This is a genomic window from Clostridium oryzae (genome assembly GCF_002029235.1).
In the GTDB taxonomy this organism is placed as follows: Bacteria; Bacillota; Clostridia; order Clostridiales; family Clostridiaceae; genus Clostridium_AE; species Clostridium_AE oryzae.
Genome location: NZ_MZGV01000016.1, coordinates 15,062 through 32,076, shown reverse-complemented (window position 1 = coordinate 32,076; position 17,015 = coordinate 15,062). Strand labels below are relative to the sequence as shown.

The following is a 17,015-nucleotide window of genomic DNA, read 5'->3' as shown; positions in this document are numbered from 1 at the left end:
AAATAGTAAATATATAATACTTATTTCCAGTAACTGTCCCTTTGTTGATATTTCACGGGAGATTCTAGCCTTTTTGTTTATTTAATAAATCTACTAAGTTTAAATCTATTCGATGAAGAACCTTCAGATAAGTTGTAATCTCTTGTTCAGAGATGCCCTCAACAATTTCTTTAAAGCGATTTTCGATATACGGAATTACTTCATCCTTTAGAGCTCTCCCTCTAGCCGTAATGTACAGCGAAGATGCTCTTCTATCACCAGCATTCTGTCTGCGCTCTATCAGTTCCTTCTTTTCTAATATGTCTAGTATTCTAAGAATAGAAGCCGGATCTTTTTCGGTCTTAACAGACAGCATCTTTTGTGTTATCTCCTCTTCTTCAGCTAACTTAGACAATACAACCCACTGCTCTAATGTAATATCATACCACTCAAGACTATGGTTAAGGAACCTAAGCATTCGCCGGTTCATGTGACTGGTTTGCAGTCCAATAGATTCATCAAATGACTCTATCACAAATATCATCCTTTCTGCTTATGTAAATTAATATATTAGTTTATTAGTTTTTCATATCAACTATTGATATTTATATAATTGATATATCAATTATAATGTAAATATTCGTAATCGTCAAATATTTACAAAAATTAGGCTTCGGAACCTTAAATTAAACAATTGTTCATTTAAGGTTTCCAAAGCCCAATTTAATATAAATATTAGATTTTAGAACGTTCTCAAACTTTTAAGCGGAAATACTCTTAATATTACATGACCTTCTATGTCCTTAATCTTTACGGGTCCAATAATTCTACTGTCCAAGCTGTTTCCCCTGTTGTCTCCCATAACAAATACATATCCCTTGGGAACTGTATATTTCTGATTGTTTGCAAGGAAATCACCTTCACCTGTGACAGTATCTTTCGAAAGGTATCCTTCATTAAGTTTCTTATCATTTACATATACTTTATTATTCTTAATTTCTACCGTTTCGCCGCTGCCAGCAATAACTCTTTTTATATAAATTTCGTTATTTTCATCATGTGAATTAAAAATAACAATTTCTCCTGTTTTGTACTTATCTAATATGCAGCTAAGCTTTTCCACAAGTACTACATCTCTGTTGTGAAGTGTTGGTCTCATTGAACTTCCTATAACATCAGCTCTTTCAATAACAAAAGTTTTAAGCAACACAGCTGAAATAATGCATATTAATACAAGAATAGAATATTCTCTTATTATTTTGAGAAAACTTCGCTTGTCATTATCATTTATTATGCTTTTCTTGTCACCTTGATGTTCCAAATCATCTTCCACCTACTTTTAAAGCTATTTATATTACAAACTATAAGTTGTATTTTAAGAAACTAGCTATTTAAAAATTTAATCTTCTAAGATAAATTTAATCAAAAATCTGTTTTCTGTCGGCTCCTATCCTGTCAAATAACTTTTCATAAGTAATTTATATTGAGAAAAGATACACTTTAGTATACAGCTAATTAATAAACTTATACATTAGGAACATTAATGCCATAGAATATCTCCGTCATTTCCTTATCTAATTTGTGAACTATTTGTTGCTTCTCACTATCAGATAAATCTTTTTCTTGTATTTCAAATAGATAATTTGAAAGATCTATGTCCTGCAGTTTCATTTTTGTATGAAAAATATTAGATTGATATATATTCATGTCTATCATATTATATCTATCTCTTGTATCCTTATTGATAAAGTTCTGTATCGAATTTATTTCATGATCAATGAAGTGTTTCTGTCCATTAACATCCCTTGTAAATCCTCTTACTCTATAATCTATTGTTATTATATCCGAGTCAAAGCTATCTATAAGATAGTTCAATGCTTTAAGAGGTGATATTCTCCCGCAGGTAGATACATCAATATCCACTCTGAAGGTGCTTATGTCATTCTGCGGATGACTCTCTGGATAAGTATGCACTGTAACGTGACTTTTATCCAAATGTGCAACAACAGTATTTCCTAAAGGAGTCAAAATTCCAGCATTGCAGGAAGGATCCAGCATATATAAAGGTACCGCATCTTCTGATATGAGTAAAGTCACACTAGCCCCTTGAGGCTCATAATCCTGCTTAGCAATATTCAAAACATGTGCTCCTATGATTTTAGTTACAGAAGTGAGTATATTGGTCAGTCTTTCAGAGTTGTATTGTTCATCTATATACTCAATATATTTCTTTCTATCCTCATCTGTTTTTGTATAACAAATGTCATAGATATTAAAACTCAGAGATTTAGTCAAATTATTGAAACCATATAGTTTTAGCTTTTCTCCCTTAACTTTTTCTGCAACGTTATCTTCCAATTTGGCATTCCTCATTTCAAATATATTCTTAGAAGATTATACATCATATTTGCAAATTTTCAATACAATAACCAGCATATATTTTAATTTTTTCTCTATATCAGCCTATTTATTGGAATTGTTTAGTTTATCTCGCAAATAATCCATTTCCTTCTGAATTGCACTACTATTTTCAGTAATTCTAAGTTTCATAATTGTGCTTACATAATGGCAGCCTAATCCTATTCCCCAGCCAAGTATAGGCCATATAGCCCAAAAATCACTCCATATAAAAGGAAACGCAGTTACTATGTTCATTCCTACTAGACATAAATTAACCACACAATATATGCCAAAATGAGTTTGAAATCCTCTTTTTATTTTGAGTCTCCTTACTGCTAAATTAGCCAATTCCTCTTCTGACAAATTATAGTTGTATCCATATTTATCTACTCGTTTTTCTCCAAACATCCCCAAACCCTCCAATATTATTTTTACAAAATAATTATATCATTATTATTCCTCCACTTGTATATCCTGCTATTAATTGTAATGCATAATCCTGCTAAATATTACTATCTATTATTATTAACCATAATATTTATTTTAATCCAAATGAGAAAAAAGATAGTGGCATTTGGCGACTAATCCCACTCATTAAGAAATTACTCCTTGTCACCTATTGCCACTATTTTTATGCCTATCCCTTAATCTTTGATAATTATTTCTATTTAAATCACTCATTTAGTTTATTTCTTAAGTAATCTATTTCTCTCTTCAGGGCGTTCTTGTTCCCTGTCATCCTAAGTTTTGAAACAGTATTTACATAATGACAGCCAAGTCCGATACCCCATCCTAATGCTGGCCACAAAAACCATGGATAGCGCAGAGATGTCAAAACATTCATACCAAAAAAGCACGCATTTACAACCAAATATACTCCAAGGTGAGTAGTAAAACCCCTTTTAATTTTCAATCTTTGTAAAGCTAACTGTTCAAGCTCTTGTTCAGATAATTTTTTTTCTTGCCCAAATTGATCAACCTCATTATTTTCAGACATGTACTATATCCCCCTAAACCTAATTAATAACATTATTATAACATTTTATACTATCAGCATTAATATTCTCGAAAATAATTGTATTAAGTTTGCGATAAGGATAATAAAAATTTAATGATAATAATTTAAGCCCGTATTTGGTTCAGATATTGAGTTCCGCTACCTTTTCTATATACTTTCTTATTAGTGCAGCAGATTCCTTGAACCGCGTTAATTCATTTCCAGTCATATGTATCTCCAATACGTCTGCTGCACCATTTCTATTAAGGATTGCAGGTACTCCTGCAAAAACACCTTTTTCTCCGTATTCGCCCTCAAGCAACGTAGAAACTGGTATTATTTTATTTTCATCCTGAAAAATAGTCTTAATTATTCCAGCACAAGTAGAAGCTATTCCATAACAGGTGGTTCCTTTACGGTTATATATCTCCCAACCACCTTTTACTGTCTTGCTAACAAGTTCATCTAAATCAACATCACCTACCAGGTTCTTATTGTCCTGAATAACATCATAGAATTGTTTTCCTTCAATAGTTACTGTCGACCATGGTACCATCTGAGAGTCACCGTGTTCCCCCATGGAATACGCATGCACACTTCTAGGATCTACATGTACCATCTCTGCTATAAAATTCTTAAGTCTAGCTGAATCAAGAGCTGTTCCTGTTCCAATAACTTGATTTTTAGGAAGACCAGATATTTTGTATACATAATGAGCAATGATATCAACTGGATTAGATATAACAATAAATATACCATCAAAACCTCTTTCCATAATAGGGTCAACTATGGACTTACATATCCTCACACTGGCTTCCAGCGTATCCAGTCTGTTTTCTCCTTTTTTAGGAGGTGCTCCTGCAGTTATCACTATAATATCAGCATCTCCGCAGTCATCATAGGTTCCAACCTTCACTTTAACATTCTGCGCTAAATATTGTATGCTGTCCCTTAAATCGAGTACTTCGCCCAAAGCCTTCTCCTTGTTAATGTCTATCATCAAAACTTCATCACAGATGCCTTGAGTAACAAGACTAAAAGCTGTCGATGAACCTACAAGTCCACACCCTACAATTACAACCTTTCTTTTGCTAATTCTCATTTTCGTCCCTCCAAACACAAAAATATCTATTCATTTATATATTATTCTACTATATGAATAAATAAAATATATATGTAAAATGTATAGAGTATATATATTGTAACTTTATTAATATACTTTAAAAATCATAATTAAATACTAGTATTTTAAACTTAGTTATTCTTCAAATTAGCATCAAAAACTGGAGTGATATTTTAATAACACTCCAGTTTTTGATGTATGGTACCGGCATTATAAGTAACAATGCCGATACAAAACCTTATTTTAATTTCAACTTAGCTAATGCATCTGCTAACGCTGAATTCATAGGTTCATTGTTTTGCTTCTTCTGATTTTTCATATATTGAGCTACTTCCCGCTTGCCAACATTCTTACCCTCATTCTTTTTTCTTGCAGTAAAGGTTGAAAGCTTTTCTCTAAAGCCGCATTTGCAGACAAATATCTGACCTTCACCTTCTCCGTGAAGTTCAAGTTTTTTATGACATTGAGGACATCTAGCATTTGTAACTCTAGCTACCATTTTTCTATACCCGCATTCCCTATCCTGGCACACAAGCATTTTCCCATTTTTACTGTTGACTTCAAGCATAAATTTACCACAGTTAGGACACTTAGTTCCTGTGATATTATCATGTCTAAACTTGCTATCGCTATTCTTTATTTTATCTACTATTTGCTTGGAGTAATTTCTCATGTCAGTAATAAACAGCTGATTCTTTAAACTTCCCTTAGATATCTGCGATAACTGCTGCTCCCACTTTGCTGTCAGTACAGGAGATTTAAGATCCTCCGGTACTAGCTCCAGCAGCTGTCTTCCTTTTGAAGTAGTTAATATATCCTTACCTTTCTTCTCAATTAAAAATGTATTAAATAACTTTTCTATTATATCTGCCCTGGTAGCAACAGTACCTATACCCCCTGTTTCTCCTATTGTTTTTATAAGATCTTTGCTGGCATTAGCCATATATTTAACTGGGTTCTCCATAGCAGATAACAGCGTTGCTTCATTGAAATATGCAGGCGGTTTTGTCTTATCCTTATTTTCCAAAACTTTGTCTGCAGCTAATGTGTCACCTTTATTTATTAATGGAAGCTTTTGATTTTCTATATCATTTTCTTCTTCTTCATCCTCATAGCTTCCATATACTTCTTTCCATCCCTCTGAGATAACTCTTTTTCCCTTTGCAACAAATTCTTCGCCGTCTATCTCTGCTATGATGGTGGTCTGTTCATATAAAAATGGCGGATACATAACTGCAAGAAATCTCTTCACAACCAAATCATATATTTTTCTTTCCTCACTACTTAGGTTTGATAGATTCACGCTTTCCTCTGTAGGAATTATGGCATGATGGTCAGAAACCTTGCTGTCATCTACAAAACTCTTACTGCCCTTAATATTTTCTTTTAATAGTTTCATTGCTATCTTAGAATAGTTTCCAACTCCACAGGCTTTAATCCTATCCTTCAATGTTTCTACTACATCTTGAGATATATATCTTGAATCCGTCCTTGGGTAAGTCAATACTTTATGATTCTCATACAGTCTCTGCATTAGTGAAAGTGTTTCTTTTGCCGAAAATCCGAATATCTTATTTGCATCTCGCTGAAGTTCTGTAAGATCATAAAGCTGAGGAGCATATTTTTTCTTATCAACCTTTGCGACCTCTTTCACCTTAAGCTTTTTTCCTCTGATCTTTGAAGCAATCTGATCACATCTATCTTTATCATAAATCCTTGTATCATTGTTCTTACTATTGTGCCAGGTGAATTTAAGGCTATTTGCAACTATAGTAACTCCATAATAATCCTTAGGCACAAATTCCTTTATTTCTTTTTCTCGCTGAGCTATCATCGCTACTGTTGGAGTCTGCACCCTTCCGCAGGATAGCTGTGCATTATATTTGCATGTTAACGCACGAGTAGCATTTATGCCTACAATCCAATCTGCCTCAGCCCTTGCCACTGCTGATGCATAAAGATTCTCATATTCCTTACCATTTCTAAGCTTATTAAACCCTTCTCTAATAGCTTTATCTGTAACAGAGGATATCCATAGTCTCTTAATTGGCTTTCTCAGATGTATTTTTTCTATAATCCATCTAGCTACCAGTTCACCTTCTCTTCCGGCATCTGTAGCTATAACTATATCAGTTACATCTTTTCTATTCATCTGCTCTTTTACAACATTAAATTGCTTTCCTGTCTGTTTTATTACTACCAGCTTCATATCCTTAGGCAGTATAGGCAAATCCTCAAGTTTCCAGCTCTTAAATTGTTCACCGTATGCTTCTGGATCTGCTAAGGTAACAAGATGTCCCAAAGCCCAAGTAACAACATACTTCTCATTTTCCATGTAGCCATTGCCCTTTTTATTGCATTTTAAAACTCTAGCTATATCCCTTCCTACGGAAGGTTTTTCTGCTAATACGCATGTTTTCATAATTTATTGTCAATCCCTTTCATAAATGTATTAGAACTTTCTCAACTTATCTATTTATATTATATCATAAGAGAAAAGACTGCCGCACTTAGTGCAGCAGTCTCTCGCTATTGAAGTATAAATTCTTATTTTGAAGCTGTATTATATTGAACTGTAAAGTTAGCTTTTGGACTACCTAAAAATACAATCATTCCATCTTTAGGTAAAACAACTGTATTACTACCTGTAATTAATGAATCCTCTACCAAGGTTTTGTCGCTGTTATATACTACAAACGCAGCTTTATCTGGTAAAGCTATAGTGACTTCCTTATTGGCTACCTCTTTACCAATCTTATACCATTTAGCATATCCATCTTCACCAATATTGCATGTGAATTTGCTATCTGTTGGCAGATTTCCAATTGCATTTTCTTCTATATAGATACCACTATTTGTACTTAAGTACTCCACATTGTCTTTTTTATAGAAATCATAATCACTTTGATCACGTGACATTTGGCCTGGTCCATCTAAAATAGCTATAGCTGAATTATCATTTACTATCTTATCCCCGCCTAAATATCCCTCAAGTCCTTTTGTAAAACCAACTCGTGCATAAGGACACATACGCATGTATTGAGCAGAGGAATATTTTTCATTTAACATATAGTAATTCTTCCCATCACGCTTTGCCCAAGCATTAGCAACACTCTTCTTCAATTTATTTATCTTTTCCTTTTGAGCAAAATATTCATCGGATACTACTTGTCCTAAAGATGGTACGTTAATGTAGTCAGTTTCTTCGAGATAAGTTTTACCATTCTTCTCATTTACAAATTTAATTCTTGATTTCCCATCCTTAGACACAAACACGCCTTTCTTAGTATAAACAAGAGTCTGTTTACCATAGTTTGGCATTTGGTAATTTGTTATGTTTAATGTACCAGTTTTCTTAATTTTTACGTTAATAAATCCATAAACTGATATATATGAGCCTTCATACTTTTTAATCTTTACTGGAACTTTTACCTTCTTTGGTGCTGAGAATGTCTTGTCAGGTTTTATTTTACTAATTATACCCTTCTCCTTCAGCGCAGCAAGGAGTACTTTGTTAGCCATCAATTCGTCAGTCGTACTATCTCCGCCTGAACTTACTACTGCAACAGCCATATTCTGATCTGGCAAAACCGTTAAATTACTATGATAAAGATAAGTATCTCCAGCTTTCGATAATGCTTTAATATTATATTGATTGAAAGGATAAGTATTTACAGTATCCCATCCTAATCCATACCCGGATTCACTTTCAGCATCCTTTGGCCAAATACCTCTTAAATATTCCTTATTCTGCATCGCCTTTATGGAATTTTTTGAAAGTATTTCATTAGAATTATTAGTGAAAGTTGTTCCAAAAGTGCATAAATCTTCAGCACTGGAATAAATTCCTCCAGCACCGATAAAGTTTGCATTCTCTGCTGGTAAAGCATTAGGTATTCCACTGTAGTATGTTTTAGCTAGTCTTGTCCTATCAAATTCGCTAACCGGTGTCTTAGTATCCTCCATTTTCAAAGGATTCGTAATATTTTTAGCTATGTAATCTGTAAAGCTGGTTCCCGTTACTCGTTCTACTAAGATTTCTGCAAGAGTAAAGCCATCATTGCAATACACTGAATACTCGCCTGGGTCAGCCTTTAGCCGCTGTGTCTTCAGCTGTTTTAAAAGAGTATCATGTACATAAGTATCGTTATCACCAAAGAGAATTATATTAGTCATACATGTTCCCATTAAACCTGACGAATGGTTTAACAGCATTCTGACTGTAATCTTTTTATATCTTTTATCTGCCATTGTAAAATCGTTAATATAGTGTGTAACCGGCGTATCAAGATTAACTTTACCCTCATCTACCAATTTCATCACAGCTGTCGTCGTAAACATCTTGCTAACCGAACCTATACCATACATATTGTCTGCAGTTAAGAGTGTATTATTTTCTTTTGAATAAACTCCTGCATTACCAGATAATACAATTTTTCCATTATCAATTAAGGCATATTGTACGCTTGTATCTCTATTGATGTTAATTAAAGCCGAAGCTTTTTCCTCTGCAACCTTTTTAGTATTAGAAAAACCATCTGCCGAAAAACTTTTAACGTTGCTGTTTTCTTTCTTTAAATTAAAATTTTTCTTAGGTATTTGTACCTTTTGTCCATCAACTGTCGTAAGCGGAAAATTTGATGTAATTTCGTTAGGCAAAGTTTTCGTTGAAAGTACATTTTGACCATAAACTGTTATTGATGAAGATAAACACATTGACCCCACCAATAAAGACGCAGCTATACATCTTTTTATTCTCATTTTATTCCATCCCCTTTTTTATCTCTCAACAATAATGATATAATTGTTGGCTAATATTATATTACTATACAATAACGGAAAATGATAGTAAAATTGCTTTAAATAAATTATCGTATTCTTGTGCGTTAAATTTATCAGTGAAAGCCTGGTCTTTTTAGCATTCCATACATAAATAAAAGGGTGGTCGCATTAGCAAATAAAAATTGCTAATACGACCACCCCTTTGATAAATCTATTATTCGTTTGAAGATGTACTGTACTGAACAGTAAAATCAGCATTTGCATCACCTAAAAATACGATTCTTCCGTCCTTAGGCAGGGTTACCTTATTATCGCCTGAGATCACTGTATCATTCACTAAGCTGCCATTGCTGTTATAAACTGCAAAACCCGCATTCTTTGGCATATCTACAGTAATTTCTTTACCCGCTGAAGCGTCACTGATTTTATACCATTGAGCATAACCATCATTGTTAATTTTACAGTTAAATTTATCGTCTGTAGGCAAAGTCCCTATTGCAGCTTCCTCTACGAAAATACTGCCATCTGAGCTCAAATATTCAACATTGTCTTTTTTATAAAACTTATAATCATATTGATCTCTTGCTAACATACCTGGACCATCCAAAAATGCAGTTGCTGTATTTTGACCTGTGATTTTATCCATTCCATAATATCCTTTAAAACCTTTGGAAAAAGCAACCTGTGCATATGGACATGCGTACATGTATGACATAGATGAATATCTTTCATTTAGTGCATAGTATTTCTTTCCTTCTCGATTTTTCCATGCATCAGAAACAGCTTTGGATAACTTCTTTACTTTGTCTTTTTGAGCTATGAATTCATCATCAACAGTTTGTCCTAAATATTGTGCACTTACATATGATTCTTCTTCTAAATAGGTCTTTTTATTCTTAGCTTTAACAAACTTCAAACTGTCAGTGCCATCGTTTGATACAAAAGATCCTTTCTTAGTGTACACATAAGTTTGTGTACCATACTGAGGAATCTGTGGATATGACTCTTTTAATATACCTGATTTACTAATTTCTATATTTATAAAGTTAGAATGAGCAGCATAAGTACCCTCAAATTTCTTTATCTTATCCGGAACAACTGTTTTTTTGGGTTTAGCAAAGGTTTTATCAGCTTTGATCTTGCTTATAGCCCCTTTTTCTTTTAACGCTGACAGAAGTACCCCTTCAGCCATAAGCTCATCTAAACTGCTAGAGCCACCTGAACTTACTACTGCCATAGCAACATTCTCTTTAGGCAAAACAATCAAACTACTATGATAAAACTTAGTATCTCCGCCCTTTTCCAAGGCCTTGATATTATACCTGTTAAAAGGATAAAGATTTACACTATCCCAGCCTAAGCCGTATGAAAAGATACTATCAGTGGCTGACGGCCAAATTCCTCTTGAATACTCCTTACTTTGCATAGCTTTTATAGCTTTATCTGAAAGTACTCCATTTGAATTTTTAGTAAATGTAGTTGCAAAGTTACATAAATCTTCTGCGCTGGAATAAATACCACCGCATCCTATGGCATTAAAATCTTCTACAGGTAAAGCTTTATCTATGCCAGTATAATAGGTTTTAGCTAGTTTGTTTCTATCAAAGTCACTAAGCGGTGTTTTGGTATCTTTCATCTTCAAAGGACCAGTAATGTTCTTAGCTATATAGTTTGTGTAGCTAGTCCCTGTAACCCGCTCCACTAAAATTTCAGCTAAATCAAAACCATCATTGCAATACACTGAATATTCTCCCGGAGCTGCCTTTAAACGTTGAGTTCTCAATTGTTTTAAAAGACTGTCATGAGCATAGGTACTATTGTCATTGAAAAGTATTGCATTAGAGAAAGAAGAGCCCATCAAACCGGAAGAATGATTTAAAAGCATTCTCACTGTAATCTTTTTATATCGCTTATCTGCCATCTTAAAATTTTTAATGTAGTGTGTAACCGGTGTATCAAGGTTAACCTTGCCTTCATCTGCCAGCTTCATTACAGCTGTGGTTACAAACACTTTGCTGATTGAACCTATACCATACATATTGTCAGCTGTTAGACTGGTATTACTTCCTTTTTCATATGTACCAGCATTGCCTGATAACACCATTTTGCCATTATCTATCAATGCATACTGGACACTTGTACACCCATAAGCAGAAACTAAAGCAGAAGCCTTTTCATCAGCAACCTTTTTTGTATCAATATAACTCTTTGCAACAAAGCTTTTAGCCTTAACATTTTGCTTATCAGGCTGTAGAAAGTTATTTTTCGGCTTTAATTCTTTAATAGACTTAGGTCCAAAATCCTGTGTGATTTGAGTATATGGAATTTTATTCAGCGGTACACCCGCTTCAGCTCCATTTGCTCCATAGGTTGTTACAGTTGAAGTTGCAATCATAGATGTCATTGCAAGAGCTGTAATTAAGTGTTTTTTAATCTTCATATTATCTCCCACCCTTTTTTACTTCTCAGCAATTATATTACATATTATTGCTGGTAAATACTATGTACTAATAAAAACTGGTATATATAGTAACTATTAAATAAGCCTATTATATAATGCTAATATTTCCAATGCAATATGAAGTGCATAACATACAGATTTGATGTAATAACAGACAGAAAAAGAACATGATTCCTACACTCAACTATTTATCAAAAAACATAACAAAACCCTATAAGACTAATCTTATAGGGTGGTTTTTCCAAAGAATATTATCTTCTGAAACCTCTGTTGTTCTGTTTTCTAGCTTTTCTGCACTCAGGACATCTCTGAGGTTCATTTTCAAATCCTTTTTCTTTGTAGAAAGCCTGTTCTCCTTCTGTGAAGATGAACTCTTTTCCACAGTCTTTACAAGTAATAGTCTTATCTGCCATTTCAACATTCCTCCTTTTCCATATAATTAGATTTAAAAACTGAATTAAACTACGTTCCTGAAAAAAGGGAATGTTGTTAACCGTATTAAATCCCGATAAAAGATCAAGATCATTTATCTTATTATATTGTAACACAGCCGTATCCATTTGGCAATCAAATACTTTTATTTGTAATGCATTAGATTTACTCAATGTAATCGTTCGCGGATATCTTTTCTATTTCTGTGTCGATTCCACCTAAGAGAAAAGAAAAAAGTGAAGGACACTCCTTCACTTTTAACTCATGAATTATACAAGAAGTTTTTCTACAAATAAATCTTTCTCATTTCTCAGATCTAAGAAACCATTGTCATCAAGTAAAAGCGGTCTAGTTAAATCGTTCATCTGAACCTGTATTACCTTACAGGTTCTTTTATCGTTCAAAAGTACCATCTCGCCCATAAAATAATTCACTATATGATTTATAAACATATCACAATAAGTTGGATCGAGTTTTCCAAGACTTTCTTCATGCAATATCTGTAATGTATCAAACGGCCCTTTGCACTCTTTTTCAGATCTTCCTGAACTAAGCTCATCAAACATATCAGCAATAGCTAATATCTTAGCAAACTTGTGAATTTTATCTTCTTTAATACCAAGCGGATATCCTGAGCCATCTCCTCGCTCATGATGCATAAGCACACCATAACTAACAGATGGATCCAAGTAAGGTATTTGTTTTACTATATTGTACGCAATAACCGGATGCTGTTTAAAAATTGCAAATTCATCTGAAGTCAGTCTTCCCTCATTAGCTATTATTCTGTCACTAAGCTCAGTTTTTCCCATATCATGCAGTATAGCTGAATAAGTTAATAAATTCAAATCTCTCTCATTCAAGCCAAGCCACTTACCAAGTATAAAACCTATAGCTGAAACATTTACACTGTGTCGATATATACTGTCATTTCCACTTCCATTCAATACTATATCACGGATAACTAATCCAGTAGCTTTAAACTCGTCTTGAATTTTTCTTGTAAATGCTCTTACATCATCCATACCTGTTGACTTAAGTTTATCTATGTTAGTAAATATATCCTTAAGATTTGAAGCAAATTCATTAAAATTATTGTGTATCTCCTCTACTGTGTTTTTTTTCACAGCCATAGCTTCTTCTATTTCTTCATCAACATATATATCTATTTTGTCAACTATATAGCTCTGTTTCAGCCTTTCAATAGCGCTTTCTGTAATAGCTACTCCTTTTGCTACCAATACTTTATCTTGAACATTTATGTCACTTGCAGATATCATTCCAGGTTCCAATTTGTCAATTGCTACAGTTTTTTTATTTGCTAACATACCGTTTCACCTCATAAAAAATTAATAAATCAGGATGTACTAGGTATATTATCGTTAGCTTTTTAGATTTCTAAATGGTTTTTTGCATATAAATTTACTTTTCGCTTAAATTATACTTAATTTAATATTTAACTTGCCTTTTAGACAAAGTTTTTTATACTTTTGCTTGTTTTTATCTTAAACATACTCAAAAGAAATAATGCTACGGCAAAACCTAATATAATCATCATACAAGGAAAAGCTTTCGCATAGTTTCCAGACTGCTGCACCCTTCTTACACCCTCAATAAGCCATCTTTGAGGGAAAAAATAAGATAACTTCTGCATAAAATCAGGCATCACATCTACCGGCCAAAAACATCCTGAAAGCATACTTGAAGGCGTTACTATAAATGTAGATATATAACCTGCCTGACTGGTGTTTTGAGCAAAAGCAACAATCGTTGATCCCAGCGCTGAACTTACAAGACTAAACACAGCCAGCATAAAAAATAATTCTACACTGTTCATTTTTACATCCATGCCTAGTATTCCGGTTATAAAAAATGATATTAAAGCTGCCTGTGTCAACAGCACAAACATACCTGCTAAAAAGTTTCCTATAAGATAAGTTCTTTCACTAGTTGGTGTTGAAAAAATTCTAAAATAAGTTCTCTTACGTTTCTCCTTCAATATAAAGCCTGAAACTGTGGACGATCCCAGTAACATAAACATTGTTACAAACCCGATACTCATTTCAGATAATGTATTATTCCTATATTGCCCTTTCAGTTTTATTTCCTTTACTTTTAGTTGATCGCTGTCTTTATATATATTATCAAAAACCTCTCTATTCCCATTACTAGCTCGGCTTATTTTCATAAGATTACTTATATAGAAATCTATATATTTTTTTATCCACGCCGTAGCATCCTGTCCTTTTATACTTTTTATATCGATTTTATTAATTCTTCCAGCATAAACCTTCTCGTCGAATGCACGTGGTATCATTACTATACAGTCTACTTTCTGATTTACAAGAACCTTCTTAATATCAGCTTTATTAACATATTTAACCCTATATCTAGATTGATTCTTAATAGAACGAACAAAGTCATCAGATAAAGTTCCACTTTTACCTTGATTATATATACCCACATTAATTTTGCTATCTCCAAATGATAATAAGTTTACTAAAGCAACTACAATAACTACAGGCAGTAATATATAGATAAATATATTTATCTTCTTCTTAAATACTATCTTAAGAGTGTTTTTTGCAATGATAAATGCATTACTCATATTATGCTGCCTCCTTTCTAAACATAATCGAAGAAATGATAATCAAAACAGCAGCTATAGCCATGTTTATAAACACTGCCGGCAGAACTTTTGATGTGTCTCCTCCATACACCGTACCGAATATAGCCTTATTAGTCCAGTTTACAGGAGATATATTTCTTATTGTCTGAAAAATTTGACCACCCATATTATCTACTTGTATATATCCGCCTGCTAGGAATACCATTATAGGCGTCCCCACATCGATAACGCTTCGCGCAGCATTTTGGTTTTTAAACACAAAACCCAAACTAATTCCTAAACTGACGACCATTACGATCTGCGAAAAAAGTACTAGGAGAACCAGTGGTATAGCATTTCCCCAATAAACTCCCATAATATATTTAGTAACTAAGAATTCTATAATTATCTGAAGCATAATGCTAAGCATAATACCCAGCATTTTTCCTGCAAGAAACTCGTATTTTCTAATAGGCGCCGCTAGAATTCTATTTTGTGTTCTTTCCTGTCTTTCACTTGTAATTCCTAATAAGCCATATACTGCACCATACATTATAATAAGAGTCGTCATCGTAACTGCATAATATCCTAAAGATGTTGGAGTTTTTAAAGCTCCGATGGATGTAATTTTAGTATATTCTGAGTCCCCATCGCCAGAAGTTAATACCTGTTTTAATTTTGCAGGATTTTCCTTAGCGATATTAGCTATTGTGTTGTATTCTTGGGCAAATGATCTTACTATAGTGCTTGACAACCCTGAAAGCAAACCGCTGTCACTGCTTCTATAGATTTTTATTTTATTATCATCAGACATAACTATAAGTGAATCATATTTCGTAATTTTCCCAAGTTCTTCCTTACTTTTTTCTATATCTTTTGTTTTTTTAAAGTTTATATTGTATTCTTTACCTTTTTCTATAATGTTAGTTTTAAAACTTCTCGCTGCCTCCGAATTGCTGGTTATACTATAAAGTACTTCTGCTTTTCCAATGTTGTTGTTAAAACCGCTCTTCAATGCTGCTCCTAAAACAGCTATTAATAATATAGGAAATAATATCATCATTGCCATAGACCTTTTATCTCTTAGGGTCTGCTTTATCTCTTTAATAATAATAATTGCTATATTCATCACTTCACCTCTAGTCTCTAAGCTTTCGACCTGTAAGTGTCAGAAATACAGTCTCTAAATCCGGCACTTTGTTCTCTAAATTATTTATGCGTATGTTATTTTCAGTAAAATAAAGTACCAATTTATCAAAGTTGTTTATGTCCTTTTGAGAATCTATCTTTACTGTATTTTCATTTATATCTACACCGATAACTCCAGATATCTTCAGAATGTCTTCTTCATTTACATCTTCAACATTACTTGCAGTGATAAATACAGTATTTTTATCTGTAACTATAGATTTAAGTTCTTCTTTACTGCCTTCGGCTATGAGTTTTCCATGATCAATAATCCCTATTCTAGTGCAAATATGCTCTATCTCCTCCATATAATGGCTTGTATATATGATAGTACATCCGTCCTCATTTAGTTTTTTCACAGCCTGTAATATATGATTTCTCGATTGAGGATCTATTCCAACTGTCGGCTCGTCCATAATAATGAGTTTAGGTGTATGCGCAATAGCACAAGCTATATTAAGCCTTCTCTTCATGCCTCCGGAAAAGCTGTCAGGCAAAGCCTTTGCCTTATCTAATAATCCTACAAATTCAAGAGCTTCCTTTGCACTTTTTTCTAGTACACTGCCCCTTAACCCATAAAGACTTGCAAAGAATTTCACATTTTCAATACATGTCAAATCCTCATAAATAGCTATATCCTGAGGCACAACTCCTATATTTTTCTTCGTAAAATTTGCTTCTTTTACCGAGTTCTTACCAAGTATAGCTATTTCGCCTTTAGTAATCGAAATAAGGCCGCAAATCATATTTATTGTGGTGCTCTTTCCTGCACCATTTGGACCTAGCAATCCATATATTTCTCCTTCTTTAATATTTAAACTGATGTTATCCAATGCAATAAAATCCTTATATTTCTTTGTCAAGTTATTTATCTTAACTATTTCCAATATTCTCACCCCTTAATAAGATTATAAAATAAGAGGCTGCTTTTCGTTAGTTAGAAAAGTAACCTCTTAAGCATGACAAAAGTCATAAAAAAGGGTAGAAAGTGATTTCCGTCGGCTGGAAAATGCCTCCTCCAACCACTTTCTACCCTATGCCAACT

Annotated in this window: 14 protein-coding genes; all 14 read right to left on the bottom strand. The window is 33.4% G+C overall.

The window, feature by feature from the left end; translation table 11 throughout:
* Nucleotides 1–64: 64 nt before the first annotated feature.
* Entirely contained in the window at nucleotides 65–514 is a 450-nt protein-coding gene (locus CLORY_RS09330) for a MarR family winged helix-turn-helix transcriptional regulator (protein ID WP_242954382.1), read from the bottom strand.
* Between the two features lie 207 nt (nucleotides 515–721).
* Nucleotides 722–1,300, bottom strand: a complete 579-nt coding sequence (gene lepB, locus CLORY_RS09325) for a signal peptidase I (protein WP_242954381.1) — start codon at nucleotides 1,298–1,300, stop codon at nucleotides 722–724.
* A 203-nt stretch (nucleotides 1,301–1,503) separates the two neighbouring features.
* Nucleotides 1,504–2,337 carry an adenosylmethionine decarboxylase gene (gene speD / locus CLORY_RS09320; protein WP_242954380.1) on the bottom strand — a complete coding sequence of 278 codons (834 nt, stop codon included), beginning with the start codon at nucleotides 2,335–2,337 and terminating at the stop codon, nucleotides 1,504–1,506.
* Between the two features lie 105 nt (nucleotides 2,338–2,442).
* The gene (locus tag CLORY_RS09315) at nucleotides 2,443–2,787 is read right to left on the bottom strand and encodes a 2TM domain-containing protein (RefSeq protein WP_079423578.1); all 345 of its coding nucleotides are present in this window, start codon (nucleotides 2,785–2,787) and stop codon (nucleotides 2,443–2,445) included.
* A gap of 265 nt (nucleotides 2,788–3,052) precedes the next feature.
* Nucleotides 3,053–3,376, bottom strand: a complete 324-nt coding sequence (locus CLORY_RS09310) for a 2TM domain-containing protein (protein ID WP_079423575.1) — start codon at nucleotides 3,374–3,376, stop codon at nucleotides 3,053–3,055.
* Between the two features lie 142 nt (nucleotides 3,377–3,518).
* Nucleotides 3,519–4,478, bottom strand: a complete 960-nt coding sequence (locus CLORY_RS09305) for an L-lactate dehydrogenase (protein ID WP_079423573.1) — start codon at nucleotides 4,476–4,478, stop codon at nucleotides 3,519–3,521.
* 259 nt (nucleotides 4,479–4,737) lie between these two features.
* Nucleotides 4,738–6,924 (bottom strand): DNA topoisomerase III, encoded by a 2,187-nt coding sequence (locus CLORY_RS09300; protein WP_079423571.1) that lies wholly within the window; start codon nucleotides 6,922–6,924, stop codon nucleotides 4,738–4,740.
* Between the two features lie 122 nt (nucleotides 6,925–7,046).
* Entirely contained in the window at nucleotides 7,047–9,260 is a 2,214-nt protein-coding gene (locus CLORY_RS09295; RefSeq protein ID WP_079423568.1) for a serine hydrolase domain-containing protein, read from the bottom strand.
* A gap of 235 nt (nucleotides 9,261–9,495) precedes the next feature.
* Nucleotides 9,496–11,721, bottom strand: coding sequence for a serine hydrolase domain-containing protein (locus CLORY_RS09290; RefSeq protein WP_079423566.1), 2,226 nt, complete (start codon nucleotides 11,719–11,721; stop codon nucleotides 9,496–9,498).
* Nucleotides 11,722–11,993: 272 nt separating this feature from the next.
* The gene (locus CLORY_RS09285; RefSeq protein ID WP_079423564.1) at nucleotides 11,994–12,155 is read right to left on the bottom strand and encodes a zinc-ribbon domain-containing protein; all 162 of its coding nucleotides are present in this window, start codon (nucleotides 12,153–12,155) and stop codon (nucleotides 11,994–11,996) included.
* 288 nt (nucleotides 12,156–12,443) lie between these two features.
* On the bottom strand, nucleotides 12,444–13,502 hold the full coding sequence (locus tag CLORY_RS09280; protein WP_079423562.1) for an HD-GYP domain-containing protein: 1,059 nt from the start codon (nucleotides 13,500–13,502) through the stop codon (nucleotides 12,444–12,446).
* Between the two features lie 140 nt (nucleotides 13,503–13,642).
* Nucleotides 13,643–14,782, bottom strand: coding sequence for an ABC transporter permease (locus CLORY_RS09275; protein ID WP_079423560.1), 1,140 nt, complete (start codon nucleotides 14,780–14,782; stop codon nucleotides 13,643–13,645).
* 1 nt (nucleotide 14,783) lies between these two features.
* Nucleotides 14,784–15,911, bottom strand: a complete 1,128-nt coding sequence (locus CLORY_RS09270) for an ABC transporter permease (protein WP_079423558.1) — start codon at nucleotides 15,909–15,911, stop codon at nucleotides 14,784–14,786.
* A gap of 10 nt (nucleotides 15,912–15,921) precedes the next feature.
* On the bottom strand, nucleotides 15,922–16,857 hold the full coding sequence (locus CLORY_RS09265) for an ABC transporter ATP-binding protein (RefSeq protein ID WP_079423556.1): 936 nt from the start codon (nucleotides 16,855–16,857) through the stop codon (nucleotides 15,922–15,924).
* Nucleotides 16,858–17,015 lie beyond the last annotated feature (158 nt).